The sequence below is a fragment of the Amycolatopsis sp. QT-25 genome, from assembly GCF_029369745.1.
In the GTDB taxonomy this organism is placed as follows: domain Bacteria; phylum Actinomycetota; class Actinomycetes; order Mycobacteriales; family Pseudonocardiaceae; genus Amycolatopsis.
In genome coordinates, this window is record NZ_CP120210.1 from 7,479,146 (window position 1) to 7,494,025 (window position 14,880).

Annotated in this window: 16 protein-coding genes and 1 tRNA gene; 9 read left to right on the plus strand and 8 right to left on the minus strand. The window is 69.2% G+C overall.

The features are described from left to right. The first annotated feature begins 138 nt into the window (after positions 1–138). Positions 139–1,413: an MFS transporter gene (locus P3102_RS35050; RefSeq protein WP_276364942.1), complete on the plus strand. Its 1,275-nt coding sequence runs from the start codon at positions 139–141 to the stop codon at positions 1,411–1,413. Positions 1,414–1,422: 9 nt separating this feature from the next. Next, positions 1,423–2,487: a DNA polymerase III subunit beta gene (locus P3102_RS35055; RefSeq protein ID WP_276364943.1), complete on the plus strand. Its 1,065-nt coding sequence runs from the start codon at positions 1,423–1,425 to the stop codon at positions 2,485–2,487. A gap of 98 nt (positions 2,488–2,585) precedes the next feature. Here the strand turns inward: P3102_RS35055 and P3102_RS35060 are convergent, their stop codons facing one another. The 7 genes from P3102_RS35060 to P3102_RS35090 all read right to left on the minus strand — a co-directional run bounded on the left by P3102_RS35060 (position 2,586) and on the right by P3102_RS35090 (position 6,939). After that, positions 2,586–2,837 carry a glutaredoxin domain-containing protein gene (locus P3102_RS35060; protein ID WP_034314716.1) on the minus strand — a complete coding sequence of 84 codons (252 nt, stop codon included), beginning with the start codon at positions 2,835–2,837 and terminating at the stop codon, positions 2,586–2,588. Next, complete coding sequence (locus P3102_RS35065; protein ID WP_276364944.1) at positions 2,834–3,604, minus strand: MBL fold metallo-hydrolase; 771 nt, start codon at positions 3,602–3,604, stop codon at positions 2,834–2,836. The genes P3102_RS35060 and P3102_RS35065 overlap by 4 nt, the downstream gene beginning before the upstream one ends. Next, positions 3,601–4,413 carry an NUDIX domain-containing protein gene (locus P3102_RS35070; RefSeq protein WP_276364945.1) on the minus strand — a complete coding sequence of 271 codons (813 nt, stop codon included), beginning with the start codon at positions 4,411–4,413 and terminating at the stop codon, positions 3,601–3,603. Before P3102_RS35070 ends, P3102_RS35065 begins: the two co-directional genes overlap by 4 nt. Before the next feature lie 89 nt (positions 4,414–4,502). Beyond that, the gene (locus tag P3102_RS35075) at positions 4,503–5,642 is read right to left on the minus strand and encodes a hypothetical protein (protein WP_276364946.1); all 1,140 of its coding nucleotides are present in this window, start codon (positions 5,640–5,642) and stop codon (positions 4,503–4,505) included. A gap of 38 nt (positions 5,643–5,680) precedes the next feature. Beyond that, entirely contained in the window at positions 5,681–6,310 is a 630-nt protein-coding gene (locus P3102_RS35080; RefSeq protein WP_276364947.1) for a hypothetical protein, read from the minus strand. Further along, a complete protein-coding gene (locus P3102_RS35085) occupies positions 6,310–6,765 on the minus strand; it encodes a RidA family protein (protein ID WP_276364948.1) in 456 nt (151 codons plus the stop codon). Before P3102_RS35085 ends, P3102_RS35080 begins: the two co-directional genes overlap by 1 nt. Before the next feature lie 12 nt (positions 6,766–6,777). After that, the gene (locus tag P3102_RS35090; RefSeq protein ID WP_276364949.1) at positions 6,778–6,939 is read right to left on the minus strand and encodes a DUF4177 domain-containing protein; all 162 of its coding nucleotides are present in this window, start codon (positions 6,937–6,939) and stop codon (positions 6,778–6,780) included. A gap of 131 nt (positions 6,940–7,070) precedes the next feature. On the opposite strand from P3102_RS35090, the gene P3102_RS35095 reads away from it, so the two are divergent. From P3102_RS35095 to P3102_RS35110, 4 genes are all read left to right on the plus strand, one after another. Further along, the gene (locus tag P3102_RS35095; RefSeq protein WP_276364950.1) at positions 7,071–8,015 is read left to right on the plus strand and encodes a lipase; all 945 of its coding nucleotides are present in this window, start codon (positions 7,071–7,073) and stop codon (positions 8,013–8,015) included. Positions 8,016–8,162: 147 nt separating this feature from the next. Next, the gene (locus P3102_RS35100) at positions 8,163–8,411 is read left to right on the plus strand and encodes a hypothetical protein (protein WP_276364951.1); all 249 of its coding nucleotides are present in this window, start codon (positions 8,163–8,165) and stop codon (positions 8,409–8,411) included. Positions 8,412–8,433: 22 nt separating this feature from the next. Further along, positions 8,434–9,438 (plus strand): ArsA-related P-loop ATPase, encoded by a 1,005-nt coding sequence (locus P3102_RS35105; protein ID WP_276364952.1) that lies wholly within the window; start codon positions 8,434–8,436, stop codon positions 9,436–9,438. After that, on the plus strand, positions 9,438–10,577 hold the full coding sequence (locus P3102_RS35110) for an ArsA family ATPase (RefSeq protein ID WP_276364953.1): 1,140 nt from the start codon (positions 9,438–9,440) through the stop codon (positions 10,575–10,577). The genes P3102_RS35105 and P3102_RS35110 overlap by 1 nt, the downstream gene beginning before the upstream one ends. 53 nt (positions 10,578–10,630) lie before the next feature. On the opposite strand, the gene P3102_RS35115 is transcribed toward P3102_RS35110, so the two are convergent. Further along, the gene (locus P3102_RS35115) at positions 10,631–10,948 is read right to left on the minus strand and encodes a WhiB family transcriptional regulator (RefSeq protein ID WP_276364954.1); all 318 of its coding nucleotides are present in this window, start codon (positions 10,946–10,948) and stop codon (positions 10,631–10,633) included. Between the two features lie 350 nt (positions 10,949–11,298). Here P3102_RS35115 and P3102_RS35120 point away from each other — a divergent pair, with 350 nt between their 5' ends. The 3 genes from P3102_RS35120 to P3102_RS35130 all read left to right on the plus strand — a co-directional run bounded on the left by P3102_RS35120 (position 11,299) and on the right by P3102_RS35130 (position 14,779). Beyond that, positions 11,299–13,476 (plus strand): transglycosylase domain-containing protein, encoded by a 2,178-nt coding sequence (locus P3102_RS35120; RefSeq protein WP_276364955.1) that lies wholly within the window; start codon positions 11,299–11,301, stop codon positions 13,474–13,476. A gap of 274 nt (positions 13,477–13,750) precedes the next feature. Continuing rightward, positions 13,751–14,677 (plus strand): metallophosphoesterase, encoded by a 927-nt coding sequence (locus tag P3102_RS35125; protein ID WP_276371490.1) that lies wholly within the window; start codon positions 13,751–13,753, stop codon positions 14,675–14,677. 28 nt (positions 14,678–14,705) lie between these two features. After that, positions 14,706–14,779 (plus strand) — tRNA-Pro (locus tag P3102_RS35130). Positions 14,780–14,880 lie beyond the last annotated feature (101 nt).

A 14,880-nucleotide genomic window follows, 5' to 3' on the forward strand; every position in this document is an offset into this window, starting at 1 on the left:
TGTTGCCCCGAATGACCCAGAATGGCCCGACTGTTATCCGATCGTGACGAACTCGCTCGGTTCGCCGACTTCGGCGGTGACCGAACTTACCGCCGTATAACTGGTACTTGCGTACCAAAGTAGTTCATACTGGTACGCGTGTCCCAGTCTGTGTCCGCTTCCGCCGAGAGCCACCGAACCTCCCTCGCCGACTATCGAGCCGCGCTGACCGCGCCCGGATCCCGCGGGGCGGTGATCGCGTCCCTGCTCGCCCGCCTGCCGATCGCGATGATCGGCATCTCCGCGCTGCTCTACGTCCAGCGCGAGACGGGCTCCTTCGCCTCGGCCGGACTGGTTTCGGCCGGGTCGCTGGTGGGCGTCTCCGTCGGCGCGGTCCTGCAGGGACGGCTCATCGACCGCTTCGGCCCGACACGGCCGCTGCTGATCACCACGGTGTTCTTCGCGCTGGCGATGACGGGGCTCGTCTTCGCGATCGAGGCACACGCGCCGACCCTGGTCCTGGTCCCGCTCGCCTTCGGCACCGGGATCACGGAACCGATGGTCGGTTCGGCCTCCCGTGCGCTGTGGACACGGCTGCTGCCCGCCGGGCCGACGCGGAACGCCGCGTTCTCCTACGAAGCGATCAGCATGGAGGTCTTCTTCATCCTCGGCCCCGGGTTCGCCGGACTGCTGATCGCCGCGCCGTGGGCGGGCACGGGCATCGTGGCGGGTTCGCTGACGATGATCGCGGGCGCGGCGCTGTTCGCGCTGAATCCGACCGTGCGGGCCTGGGGCCCGTCGCCGTCTTCGGGCGGCAAACTGCTCGGCGCGCTGGCCAGCCCGGGGATGCGCACGCTCGCGATCGCCGCGCTGGGCTTCGGCGCCGTGATCGGGTTCGTCGAGGTCGCCGTCCCCGCGGCCGCCACCGAAGCGGGGAACACCTCCATCGGCGGGCTGCTGCTCTCGGCCTGGTCGGTCAGCTCGGTCGCGTTCGGCGTCGCGTACAGCCTGCGGCCATGGCCGCGTCAGATGGGCTTGCGGCTTCCGGTGCTGCTCGCGGGCTTCGGCGCACTGGTGGCGCTGCTCGCGCTGCCGGGCTCGCTGTGGGGGCTGGCGCTCGCCATGCTCGCCGCGGGCGCGCTCATCACGCCCCAGTCGACGACGCACTCGGCGGCCATCGAGATCGCCGCGCCGAAGGGTACGGCGGCCGAAGCGTTCGGCTGGGTGCTCACCGCGGTGACCCTCGGCCTCGCGTTCGGGCAGTCGATCAGCGGTTACCTCGTCGAGCACGCCGGACACGAAGCCGCGTTCCTCGCCGCCGGCGCCGTCGGGTTCGCCCTCGCCGCGGTGGTGTGGCTGATGCGCGGCACCTTCCGCCCGTGGCCGTCCGGGGCCGTCGCCGAAACCGCCGAACTTGTCGGTGCCACCCGCTAACTTGCGGGCATGGACCTGACTGCCGGCACCCGTTCCCTCTCGTCCGCCGTTTCCGCCGCCGCACGGTTGCTGTCGGCCCGCTCCGGTCTGCTCCTGCGCGCCGGGCGGGAAGGCCTGACCGTCGGCGGCAGCGACGGCGAACGAGCGGTCCGGCTGATCTGCGACGCCATGGTCCACACCGAGGGCGAAGTCCTCGTCCCCGCCGGGCCGCTCGCGGAAACGCTGCGGATGCTCGACGACGAGCTGGTGCGCCTGGTCGTCGAGGGATCCCGGCTGGCCGTGCGCGTGGACGGCGGCCGGTTCGCGCTTCCGTTGCTGAGCCGCGAACTCACCCTCACGAAAATGCCGCCGAAGGTGTCCGAAGTGGATGGTCACGCGCTGGTGACCGCGTTGCGCACGGTCGCGGGCACGGCCGCGAAGGACGACGCGCTGCCGATGTTCACCGGTGTCCGGGTGCAGAGCTTCGGCCGCGAGCTGCGACTGACGGCGTCCGACCGGTACCGGATGGCCGTCGCCACCCTGCCGCTGCGTTCCGCAGGCGAGCCGATCGACGCGCTCGTCCCGGCAGGCCTGCTGGCCGAGACGGCGAAGCAGGCTCGCGGCACCGTCGGCCTGCACGGCGACAGGACCCGGTTCGGCCTGAGCTGGGCCGGAGTCACCGTCACCACCGCCGTCCTCGACGCGGGATTCCTGTCGGAGAAGCTGATCGAGTCGTCCACTGTGGACACGAAGGTCGAGGTCGCCGCCGACGCGCTGGCCGCCGCCGTGCGCCGGGTGGGCGTCTACGCGGACGAGCGCCGGGTGCTGACACTGGAGATCGGCGACTCGCAGGTGCGGCTGGCCAGCGCCAAACAGGACACCGGCGAGGCCGAGGTGATCTTGAAGGCCGAGGTCTCGGGCGGCCGGACGTCGCCCTCGTTCCAAGCGCGCTACCTGCTGGACGCGCTGCAGGGGTTCGCCGGGGAGTGGGTGCGGCTCGACATCCAGCCCGGCATGCGGGCCTGCGTCATCCGCTCCGTCGAGCCGGGCGAAGTGGACCTGACGTACTACGTGATGCCGATGCTTCCGCGCTAGCACCAGTGCTATGAAAGGTCCCTTCCTGGCAAATTTTGCCAGGAAGGGACCTTTCATAGCACTCTTTACGAGCCCGAGCCCGAGCCCGAGCCCGAGCGTCAGGCGGAAGCGGCCTTCACGGCGGCCTCGATCTCACCGAACGAAGGGTTCACCATCGCCTTCGAACCCACGAAGACCGTCGGCACGACCTCGTTCCCGTTCGCCACCGAACGCACCCGTGCGGCCGCGTCCGGATCCTCCCAGATGTTGACCCGCTTCACCTTGAAGCCGCTCTTCGACAGCGGACGCTCCAACGCGGCGCAGAACCCGCATCCGGGGCGCCAGTAGAACTCGACCTCGACGTCACTCATTCGCCGTCCTCCGACCTCAGGTAGTCCAACTGTGCCTGCACACTCCACTCTGCGGGCGCCCACAGAGCCTTGTCGACGTCGGCGTAGACGACCTCGACGACCTGGCGCGGAGTGGCGTCCGCGCCGAGCTTCTCCACGGCCGACCGCACCTGGTCGAGCCGTTCTTCCCGGTGCGCCAGATATGCGCGCGCGGTCGCGGCCAGGTCGGGCAGTTCCGGGCCGTGGCCGGGCAGGCCGAGGGTGCCGCCGGGCAGTGCGATGAGCTTCCGCAAGGAGCGCAGGTAGTCACCGAGATCGTCCAGCACGGTGGTACCGCGGCCGAGGATGGTGTCACCGGTCAGGATCTGCCCGTCGGACACCAGGCAGATCGAGTCGCCGGTGTGGCCAGGCGTGTGCAGCACCGACAACCGGACGCCACCGGCCTCGATCACTTCACCGTCCACAAGGGACTTGCCGCCGACGCAGAGCGACTCGTCGAAGGCCCGTACTTCGGCGCCGACGCGTTCGGCGAACCAGGGCGCGCCCTCGGCGTGGTCCGGATGATGGTGGGTCAAGATGATCAGCTCGACGGCGCCGGTCTCCGCCAGCAGCGTCAGGTGCTCGACGTCCTCGTGACCGGGGTCGACGACCACGGAGCCGGACGCGCCGGCGCCGCGCAGCACCCAGGAGTTGGTGCCCTCCAACGTCATAGACGACGGGTTGTGCTCCAGCAGCACGGAAGCCGTGGGCGTGACCTGGCGCAGCACGCCGTACGCGGGGGCGCTCACGCCGGATCCAGGACGACGCGGACCTTGTCGCCGTCACGCACCAGCGTCGGCATGATCTTCACGATCTCGCGCTCGACGGCCTGTGCCGCGGCCGAGGAGTCGAACTCGCTCAGTTCCGCGAGGGTGATCCAGGTCGGGGGCATGAGCATGCGGCGCCCTTCCTTGGCGTCGGCGATGGCCTCTCCGGGCCGCTGCCAACCGGAGCTGACGGCTTCGGAGGTGGCGCCGTCCGCCTCCTGTCCCTCGGGCAGCACGGCAATGAAGAAGCAGGTGTCGTAACGGCGCGGTTCCTGCGGCGGGGTGACCCAGTTCGCCCACGGGCGCAGGAGATCCGCGCGCAGCGTCAGGCCGTTCGCCTCGAGGAACGCGGCGAGCGAGAGTTCGCGCGAGACCAGCTTCTCGCGGGCGTCGTGGTACGGCGTCGTGTCGGTGACGACGGTGTCCCCCACGCTCGCGAGCAGCACGCCCGACTCCTCGAACGTCTCCCGCACGGCCGCGCACACGAGGGCACGGGCCAGCGATTCGTCGCAACCGAAGCGTTCCGCCCACCAGGCGGGCTCCGGGCCCGCCCAGCTCACCGAGGTGTCGACATCCCGGGAATCCACGCCACCGCCGGGGAAGACGGTCATCCCGCCCGCGAACGGCATGCCTTTCACGCGATGTTGCAGGAAGACCTCGACGCCGCCGGTGCCGTCGCGGAGGAGGATCACGGTCGCCGCGTCCTTGGGCGTCACCGGCTCGCCGCCGGCGTTGGCCCGGGTGCCCACCCCGGCCCCCACCGGGATGTCGAATGTCAGTTCTTCAGCCACACGCGCAACCTAACATCGCAATTCGGCACCTGGTTGCGATCGTTGCGCGGGCAACTATCGCAACCAGGTGCCGAATTGCGTGGGACTGGTCAGGACCAGCTAGAGCCGCTGCTGCGCGAAGCGCCGTTCAGCCGGATCTTCGCCGCTTCGGCGCGCTCCCGTTCGGCGAGCTCGGCGTGCAGCTCACGCAGGAGCGCACGGTCGCGCTCGCTCAGGCTGGGGTCGTCGAGGTCGAGAGCGGGCAGCTCGACGACCTCGTGCATGCTCGGCTTGCCCGTGGCGATCTCACGGCCCTTTTCCGGGTCCTCCTTGAGCGCCTGGCGCAACTGCGCCACCTCGGCCGGGGTCAGGTCGGCCGTGCGCTCGGCGCGGGTCTCCGCCCGCGATTTACGCGGCAGCGCCGTCTCCGGAGAGGACGTCGCCGGTGCGGGCGCCTGCACGATCGGCACCACCGGCGCGATCGGCTCGGCCGGTTCGTGCGCACCGCTGCCGACCGGCCGCAGCCCGTGCCTGCTCGGCTGCTCGTTGACCGGCTCGGGAGCCGGGGACGGAGCAGGCGGCGGTGTCACCGGCTCGGACCGAAAGTCACTGGAATGGGTACTCCCGGTGACCCAGACAGGACTCGCGGCCGACGACGCGGCCTGGTGGTACGCGGACCGGGCGACGCCGGGGCCCGCGACCTCGACGACCGAACGGATGCCCGCGCGGCGAAGCGCGGTGTCCACGCGGAACGCGACCGCGGGCGGATTGCCCTCCGGGCCGATCTCGACCAGGACGACCCGCTGCGGCAGCGCGCCGGGCACGCTGCCGGCCGGCGTGTTCCGCCACACCGCGTGCACCGACCGGACGTCCGGCAGCACCTGGAGGGTGCGGTCGAGCGCCTCGGCGAGGCCGAATTCGGGCTGGTTCTCGCCGGTGAACCGGTGGGTGAGCACCGGCTCGTCCTCCTCGACGACCAGCAGATCGTTCGCCAGGGTGGCGTCGGACCGGCTCATCTCGAGGACGAGGGCGAGTTCGCGTTGTTCGGACGAGCTCACCGGGATCTTCCCCGCGATCAGGGTGCCGGTGGTGAGCTCCACCGCTTCGTCGATGTGCGCACGCGCGATCAGCTCACGCGCCTCGGTCAAAGCACTGTCGTCGATCCGACCCGCCAGGGCCAGTAACAGGTTGTGCAGGCGCAGGGGCACCGAGAACCCGTCCATGGGCGGGCCGTCGTGGACCTCCACCATTGCTCTGCTCCCTCCCGGCTCGCCTGGTGGAGCGAGCGTTAAGCGGCGACCAGCCGACTTCCGGTGTCCACCGCGCCCACACAGACGAGCTCGGAGTTGGCGAGCGCGCTGCGGTGATAGCCGGTGAGGTCGATGCTCGGCGGGAGCACCTCGACGCCGGGCTCCTCGTCACCCAGCACGCGCAGGACGCGCTGCAGTTCACCGGTCAACCTGGGCAGCCCGTTCAGCGCCGTGACCAGGAGGACTCGTTTCGCCCCGCCTTCGCCGACCACACCGAGGTGTCGCCAGCTTTGCCGCACTTCACCCACATCCGGCCGTCCCCGCAACGTCGCGTGAATCAAGACGGACACGGAGTCGACGGAGTTCACCCATTCGGGCGCACTCTGCGTGAATGTGTACCCGGTCTCGGTGACGTCGTCTACCCCCAGGGTGGAACTCACCTGATGCCAGTCGGCCCCGTGCGGAATGAGCCCGGCGACTAGCAGGCGATACTCGGTTTGATCGAGGTCGATCCTGTGCTTAAGCAAAGACCTCGGCAGGGTCCGCGCGAGCGTCCCCATCGCGCCTTCGCCCAGCCAGTCGCGGAACCGCCACAGGAGCTGGTCCGGCAGCCGTCCGGCCAGCCGGAGCAGGAGCTCGTGCGAGGACTTCTCGATGTCCGGGTCCATCACTTCACCTCCACGATCAGTTCGATCTCGACCGGCGCCCCGATCGGCAACTCGGCGACGCCGACGGCAGAACGGGCGTGGATGCCCGCCTCGCCGAAGACCTCGCCGAGCAGCTCGGACGCCCCGTTGATCACCGCGGGCTGACCGGTGAAGCCCTCCGCCGACGCCACGAACCCGACGACCTTGACCACCCGGACGACGTTGTCGATCCCGACCACCGAGTCGACCGCGGCGAGAGCGTTCAGGATCGACGTCCGCGCGTACTGCTTCGCCTCTTCGGGGCTGACCTCGGCGCCGACCTTGCCGGTCGCTTCGAGCTCACCGGAGACGAAGGGCAGCTGCCCGGCCGTGTAGACGTGCGAACCCGTGCGGACGGCGGGCACGTAGGCCGCCAGCGGGGCGGCGACGCCGGGCAGTTCGATACCGAGCTCCGCGAGTCGATCGCTCCAGGTCATGGCTTCGATCCCTCAGCTCTTGGCTCGTTTGAGGTAGGCGACGTGCTGCTCGCCGGTCGGATTCGGGAGCACGGTGACGAGCTCCCAGCCGTCCTCGCCCCACTGGTCGAGGATCTGCTTGGTGGCGTGGATCAACAGGGGGACGGTCGCGTACTCCCACTTGGTGGCGCTCATGCGAGGGAGCGTAGCCAAACCGGCAAGGGCGCCCCCGACACACATGCGGAAAACCCTCTCGCGACCGGTTCGCCGATTTCCCGTCGATGTGGTTCACTTCACACTACTCGGGAGTAGAAGAGGACGCCGACATGCGGACGACGAAGTCCCTCGCCGCCATTTTCGTGGCCGCGGCCCTTGCCCTGATCGGTGCTTCACCGGCGATCGCCGAGGAGACGCTTCCCGTCCCGTGGACACTCGCCGCGGCGCTGCCCGCGCAGGCGGTGAATCCCGGCGGCCCGCCGCCCGGCGCGAACGACTTCGGCTGCCGTCCGAGCGCGGCCCATCCGAATCCGGTGGTGCTCATCCACGGTCTCAGCGCCAACCAGACGGTGAACTGGCAGACGTTCGGGCCGCTGTTGAAGAACAACGGGTACTGTGTCTTCTCGTTGACCTACGGGGTTCCCGGGAAACCGCTGCCGATCTACCAGCCCGGTGGGCTCCTGCCGATGGAGCAGAGCGCGAAGGAACTTTCGGCGTTCGTCGACAAGGTGCTCGGCGCGACCGGAGCGGCCAAGGTGGACATCCTCGGGCATTCCGAGGGAACGCTCATGCCTTCTCATTACGTGAAGTTCCTCGGCGGCGCGTCCAAAGTGGACAAGTACGTCAGCCTGACCCCGCTCTGGGACGGCACGACCTTGTTCGGCGCCTCGCACCTGTACGCGCTCGCCGGCGCGCTGGGACTCGCGACCGGGATCAACGGTGTCCTCGACCCGGTGTGCGGTTCGTGCCGCCAATTCCTGCGCGGCTCGGAGTTCCTCACGAAGCTGCGGTCGGGCAACGGCGTCTTTCAGCCGGGCGTGACCTACACGAACATCATGACCCGCTACGACGAGGCCGTCGTCCCGTACACGAGCGGCATGGGCAAGGGACCGAACGTGAAGAACATCGTCCTGCAGGACGGCTGTGTGCTGGACCTGGCCGAGCACGCCGGCGTCGTCGCCGACCGCAACGCCGCCGGGCACGTCCTCAACGCACTGGACCCGGCGCACGCGAAGCCGGTCCCCTGTGTGCCCGCGACCCCCATCGGGAGCTGACCCGCGGCGATCTCGCGTGCGGGAAGCCGTGACTCGCGTGATCGGACGGCGAACTCGCGTGAGGGAAGCCGTAACTCGCGTGATCAGACGGCGAACTCGCGTGTTCGGGGACGTAACTCGCGACATACGGGGCGCTACGGTGGGCCGGTGGAGACCTGGCGCGTGGTCGCGGCCGTCCTGCTCGCCGCGGCCGGGCTGCCGCTGGTGCTGGTCCTGATGGCGAAGGCACGGGACCGCACGGACAACTCGGTGACGGTCGCGATCACCGGCGCCGTGGCCTTCGTGGTCCTCCTGCTGCTCGGTGTGGTGATGCTCACGGTGCTTCCCGGCGTCCTGACCTGGGGGGTCGTCGCGGTGGTCGCCGCCGCTCTCGGCGTCATGATGCTGGCGGGCTGAAAGCTCAATTAGGGTGGGACCGGTGAGCACATCCCTTGCCGGCTGGACCGACGAACTCGCGAGAGCCAGGCTGCATTTCGTCACCGGTAAGGGCGGGACGGGCAAGACCACGCTCGCCGCCTCGCTGGGCCTCGCCCTGGCCAAGGGCGGGCGCCGCGTCCTGCTGATCGAGGTGGAAGGCCGCCAGGGTATCGCCCAGCTCTTCGACACCGAGCCGCTGCCGTACGCCGAGCAGCGCATCGCGGCCGTCCCCGGCGGCGGCGAACTGCGGGCCCTGCACATCGACGTCGAGGCCGCCCTCCTCGAATACTTCGAGATGTTCTACAACCTCGGTTTCGCGGGGCGGACGCTGCGGCGGATGGGCGCGATCGAGTTCGCGACCACGCTCGCGCCGGGGCTGCGCGACGTCCTGCTCACCGGGAAGATCAAGGAATGCGTCGGCCGGACCGAATCGGACGGCCGCCACACCTACGACGCCGTCGTCGTCGACTCGCCGCCCACCGGCCGGGTCGTGAAGTTCCTCGACGTCACCAAGGCGCTGACCGATCTCGCCAAGACCGGCCCGATCCGCGGCCAGGCCGACGGCGTCGTCCGGCTGCTGCACTCCGGTGAGACCGCCGTCCACCTGGTGACGCTGCTGGAAGAGATGCCGGTGCGGGAGACCGTCGAAGCGGTCGCCGAACTCGACGGCGCGGATCTGCGTCCCGGCGCGGTGCTGGTCAACCGGGTCCGTCCGCCGCGGCTGCCCGCCCGCTCGGTGACAGCCGCCGCGGACGGCCGCGTCGACGCTTCGCGCGTCCGTGCCGGGCTCGCGTCGGCCGGGCTGAACCTGCCTGAGGGCACCCTCGACGCGCTGGTCGAAGAGACCGTCGAGCACGCCGTACGGGTCGCGGCCGAACAACGCGCCCGCGAGCAACTGGCCGAGGCGGACCTGCCGGGCCTCGAGCTGCCGGACCTGACCGACGGGGTCGACGTCGCGGCGCTCTACGAACTCGCCGAAGCGCTGACCGAGCAGGGGGTGCGCTGATGTCGGACGTCTTGGAGGTCGACAAGCTCATCGACGATCCGGAGAGCCGGGTCATCGTGTGCTGTGGCTCCGGCGGGGTCGGCAAGACGACCACCGCGGCGGCGCTGGCGTTGCGCGCGGCCGAACGCGGGCGGCAGACGGTGGTGCTCACCATCGACCCGGCGCGGCGGCTGGCGCAGGCGCTCGGCCTGCGTGAACTGGGCAATCACCCGAAGCAGGTGCAGGTCGAGGGCTTCGAGCCCAAGGGCGAACTCTGGGCGATGATGCTCGACATGCGCCGCACCTTCGACGACATGGTGCGCGTGCACGCCGGCCCGGAACGTGCCGAGCAGCTCCTGCAAAACCCCTTCTACCAGACCATTTCCACGTCGTTCTCCGGTACGCAGGAGTACATGGCGATGGAGAAGCTGGGGCAGCTCGCGGCCACCGACGAATGGGATCTGATCATCGTCGACACCCCGCCGAGCCGGTCCGCGCTGGACTTCCTCGACGCGCCGACCCGGCTTTCCAGCGCGCTCGACGGCCGGATGATCCGGCTGCTCACCGGGCCCGCGAAGGCCGGCGGCTGGGGTCTGCGCAAGGTGGTCAACGCCGGGTTCTCGATGTTCGCGAAGGCCGTCTCGACGATCATCGGCGGCCAACTGCTGACCGACGCTTCGGCGTTCATGCAGGCCTTCGACAGCATGTTCGGCGGCTTCCGCGAACGCGCGCGCAAGACCGCCGAGCTGCTGCGGTCCGGCGGGACGTCGTTCCTCGTGGTGGCCGCGCCGGAGCCGGACGCGCTGCGCGAGGCGTCCTACTTCGTGGAGCGGCTTTCGGCGGAGAGCATGCCGCTGGCCGGACTGGTCGCGAACCGGACGCATCCGGTGCTGGCCCCGTTGTCCGGCGCGGAGGCCATCGCGGCCGCCGAGCAGCTCGCGAAGGGCGAGGCCGACGCGCCGCTGGCCGAAGCCGTCCTCCGCCTGCACGCGGACCGGGTCGCGCTGGCCGATCGAGAGACGCGGCTGCTCGCCAGGTTCACGCGGGCGCATCCCGAGGTCCCGCTGGTGCGGGTGCCCGCGCTCCCCAGTGACGTGCACGATCTCGAAGGCCTGCGCGACATCGGCGTTCGCCTCGCCACCCAGTCCCGACTTTCGTGAAGGGCCCCTTCCCCACCTTGGACTCGGGGAAGAGGTCCTTCACGGAAGCGTGATCACGAGACTCGGACGCGTACGTCTTCCTCTTCGTCGATCCCGGTGAAACTGCGCTTCGCCGCTTCGAGCAGGTCCGCCCAGCTGGTCACGTCCGGTCGCCGCCGCAGCAGCGCCCGCCGTTCCCGTTCGGTCATACCTCCCCAGATGCCGAAGTTGATCCGGCCATCGAGCGCTTCGGCGAGACATTCCGTCCTGACCGGGCAACCGAGGCAGACCGCCTTGGCCCGGTTCTGTTCCGCCCCCCGGACGAACAAACCGTCCGGATCGGTGTCGCGGCACGACGCCTTGATTCGCCAGCTCGACTGGTTGGTTTCCATACCCCCAGCTCCCTACCCTGGTGTTCGACACACCACGGGAGGACGAAAAGCCTGCGCTCCTGCCCCCATGAGCGTGTCTCCCTGTGTGCTCACGTCGGTTGAGCCGACACCTCCCCGGTGCCGGTGCCTCCGTTCGGCCGAATGCGGCTGCCGCTCGCACTCACCCGTCTGTCGGCTTTTTCATACGTGAGACGTTGACGGACTGTAAGGGCCCTCGGTTCCCTCCGCCAAGCCCTAGAATGCCTCCCACTACCGGCCGTCACCTCATGGGGTCGATTTCGTAATCGAATCCCCACCCACGGCGAGGTGACGTCACGGTGGGCTGACGGCATCCGCGTACCCTGGTCCGCGTGCGCAAAACGGACGGTCTGCTGAAGCTCATTGGCCTTTGTGTGCTCGCGGGGGTGCTGGTCGCGGGGATGTTGTTCCCGGTGGCGGGTGCCGCGGGAGTGCTGTCGAACCAGGCGAGTGAGACCGTCGACAAGACATCTTCCGATCTCGCGGACATTCCGCCGCCCCTGGTGACGACGATCACCGACAACACCGGCAAGCAGATCGCGACGCTGTACAAGCAGTTCCGCATCCCGACGAGCGAGAACCAGATCAACGACGCCATGAAGTGGGCGCTGATCTCGGTCGAGGACAAGCGCTTCTACGAGCACAACGGGGTGGACTGGAAAGGCACGCTGCGCGCCGCGGTCAGCAACACCACCGGCGGGGACACCCAGGGCGCGTCGACGCTGACCCAGCAGTACGTCAAGAACTACCTGATCAACGTCGTCTACCGGGACGACAAGCCCGGGCAGAAGCGCGCGCAGGAACAGTCGATCGCCCGGAAGCTGAAGGAAGCCCGGATCGCGATCCAGCTGGAAACCAAGCTGAACAAGATGCAGATCCTGACCGGCTACCTGAACGTCGTCGAATTCTCGCGCGAGATCTACGGCGTCGGCGCGGCCGCGAACGCGTACTTCAACACGCCCGTCGAGAAGCTCACGGTGCCGCAGGCGGCGTTGCTGGCAGGACTGGTGAACAACCCGATCCACAACGACCCGTGGAAGAACCCGGCGAAGGCGACCGAGCGCCGCAACCTGGTGCTGGATCGCATGGTCGACAACCAGAAGCTCGCGAAGGTGGACGCGGAACGCTTCAAGGCCGAGCCGCTCGGCGTCGTCGAAGGCGGGCCGCAGAAGCCCGCGGCGAACTGCACGGGCGCCGGCCCGGAGAACGGTTTCTTCTGCCAGTACGTCGAGGACTACCTCCTCAAGAACGGCATGACGAAGGACGATCTCTACACCGGCGGCTACCGGATCAAGACCACTTTGGACGAACGGGCGAACCACGAGGCCAAGATGTCGGCCGAAGCCCAGGTCAAGAAGACGCAGGAAAACGTCGCGAACACGCTTTCGCTGGTGAAGCCGGGCAAGCAACGGCACGAAGTCGTGGCGCTGGCGGCGAACCGTGACTACGGACTTCAGGAAGATCAGGGCCAGACGACCTTCGCCTTGCCTTCAGGCGTCTACAACACCGCCGGCGCGGGCTCGTCGTACAAGGTCTTCACCGCCGCCGCGGCCTTGGAAACGGGCGCGGCCGGGATCAACAGTTCCCTTCCCGTGCCCGACTTCTACACCTCCCACGTGTTCGCCGGAGGTGGCAATCGATGCGCGACGGCTCCGCGCCCGCCTGCCGGGCCCGGTGGCAAGTGGTATTGCCTCGGCAACGCGACCGACTACAACCCGGCGGGCGGGGCCATGTCCCTGCAGCAGGCCCTGGCGACCTCACCGAACACCGCGTTCGTGATCCTCGAGGAGAAGATCGGGAACACCGGGCCGGTCGTGGAGATGGCGCGCAAGCTCGGTATGCGCGACACCATGACCAGCAACCTCGGCGGGGGCACCGTCGACCCGAAATCCGACAATCCGGGGGTCAACGCCAGTCAGCTCCAGGCCTACGGCCCGAAGCCCGGCTGGGCGGGCACGGGTGCGTTCACCCTCGGCGTGAGCCCGCTCAGCGGCCTCGAACTGGCGAACGTCGGCGCCACGATCATGAGCGGCGGCGTCTGGTGCCCGCCGACCCCGCTGGCAGGCGTCACCGATCGAGACGGGAAACCGGTGCCCGTCAAGGAAGCCGCCTGCGAGCAGGCGGTGCCCGAAGGCCTCGCCAACACCCTCGCGGTCGGCATGAGCCGGGACAGCCAGCCCGGGGGCACCTCCTTCGGCGCCGCGAGCGGCGTCAGGTGGAACCGGCCGGTGATCGGCAAGACCGGGACCTCGCAGAACAACGGCGCGGGGACCTACCTCGGGGCCACGCCGCAGCTCGCGGGCGCGGCGATGGTGTTCCGTCCGAAGGGGGGCAGTGGCGGTCTTTGCTATCTCGGCCCGGGCAACGTCTCCACTCGCGGCTGCGAAAACATGTTCGGCGGGAAGACGCCGGCGCAGACCTGGTTCGGGGCGATGTCGAAGATCCTCGAAGGCCAGGAAGCGCTGCCTCTGCCTCCGGCGGACCCGAAGTACCTGGGCGGCGGACGCTGACCGCGTTCACCAGCCGGAATCACGAGGAGTCACACTAATCTGACTTTGCGTGATGGATTGGCGACTCCACGGGGAACAACGGCCGACACGCTCATGTCGGCCGATCGCCAGACCCCGTGCCGACCACGGAAAGTGAAGAAAGAGGCCATTCCAGCGATTTCCCGGCATCGCCGGAATGGGGGCGAACGATCACCACCGATCAGCACGTAAACTGGACATTGTGAGCACGCTCAGTAACGAAAGTACTTCGGGGGCGACGGTACGGCGCTTGGCCGTGGGAACCGTCGCCCTGGGAGCCGCGACCCTCGGTTACGCGATCGGAATCGAAAGGCGCCGGTGGACGCTTCGCACCGCGGAGCTCCCGGTCCTCGCGGCAGGGGCGAAGCCCTTCACGATCCTCCACATCTCGGACCTGCACATGCTGCCCGGGCACGTGAGCAAGCAACGCTGGGTAGCAGCACTCGACGAACTCCAACCGGACCTCGTCGTCAACACCGGTGACAACCTGTCACATCAGCGGGCCGTTCCGTCCGTGCTGCGCGCGCTCGGCCCCCTGCTCGACCGGCCCGGCGTGTTCATCTTCGGCAGCAACGACTACTACGCTCCGAAGCCGAAGAACCCCGCGCGCTATCTCATGCCGAAGGGCAAGAAGAAGCGGATCCACGGAGAGCACCTGCCGTGGCGCGACCTCCGCGCGGCCTTCGTCGAACACGGCTGGCACGACCTCACCCACGTCCGCCGCACCATCGAGGTCGCCGACCAGTACGTGTTCACCGCCGGCGTCGACGACGCCCACCTTCGCCGCGACCGCTACGCCGACATCGCCGGACCGGTGGACACCGCGGCCGCCGTCCGGATCGGCGTCACGCACTCGCCGGAGCCCCGCGTGCTCGACGAGTTCGCGGGCGACGGTTACGACCTCGTCCTCGCCGGGCACACGCACGGCGGGCAGCTCCGGCTCCCCGGGTACGGCGCGCTCGTCACCAACTGCGAACTCGACCGCGCCCGCGCCCGCGGCGCGTCCCGCTGGGGTGCCCAGATGTGGCTCCACGTCTCCGCCGGACTGGGCACCTCGCCGTACGCCCCCGCCCGCTTCGCGTGCCCGCCCGAGGCGAGCCTGCTGACCCTCGTGCCACGGGGCACGACCAGCGCGAACCACCGGAAAGCAGCCCCCCGCACAGCCCGAAACACCGTCCGCTAAACTTCTCCTCGACCCGCTGAGAAGTATCCGGGGTGTGGCGCAGCTTGGTAGCGTGCCTCGTTCGGGTCGAGGAGGTCGTGGGTTCGAATCCCGCCACCCCGACGCAAGATCGAAAGGGCCTTGTCCGCTTTGGCGAGCAAGGCCCTTTCGCGTTGCCGTTCCAGGCCACAGGCCGAGGTGCCCGAAAGCCGCTTTCGCGACAC

Bases quoted from the DNA above. Each gene is read 5' to 3' on its own strand.
- P3102_RS35055 (WP_276364943.1), top strand. From the start codon at position 1,423: ATGGACCTGACTGCCGGCACCCGTTCCCTCTCGTCCGCCGTTTCCGCC.
- P3102_RS35060 (WP_034314716.1), bottom strand. From the start codon at position 2,837: ATGAGTGACGTCGAGGTCGAGTTCTACTGGCGCCCCGGATGCGGGTTC.
- P3102_RS35075 (WP_276364946.1), bottom strand. From the start codon at position 5,642: ATGGTGGAGGTCCACGACGGCCCGCCCATGGACGGGTTCTCGGTGCCC.
- P3102_RS35080 (WP_276364947.1), bottom strand. From the start codon at position 6,310: ATGGACCCGGACATCGAGAAGTCCTCGCACGAGCTCCTGCTCCGGCTG.
- P3102_RS35085 (WP_276364948.1), bottom strand. From the start codon at position 6,765: ATGACCTGGAGCGATCGACTCGCGGAGCTCGGTATCGAACTGCCCGGC.
- P3102_RS35090 (WP_276364949.1), bottom strand. From the start codon at position 6,939: ATGAGCGCCACCAAGTGGGAGTACGCGACCGTCCCCCTGTTGATCCAC.
- P3102_RS35095 (WP_276364950.1), top strand. From the start codon at position 7,071: ATGCGGACGACGAAGTCCCTCGCCGCCATTTTCGTGGCCGCGGCCCTT.
- P3102_RS35110 (WP_276364953.1), top strand. From the start codon at position 9,438: ATGTCGGACGTCTTGGAGGTCGACAAGCTCATCGACGATCCGGAGAGC.
- P3102_RS35115 (WP_276364954.1), bottom strand. From the start codon at position 10,948: ATGGAAACCAACCAGTCGAGCTGGCGAATCAAGGCGTCGTGCCGCGAC.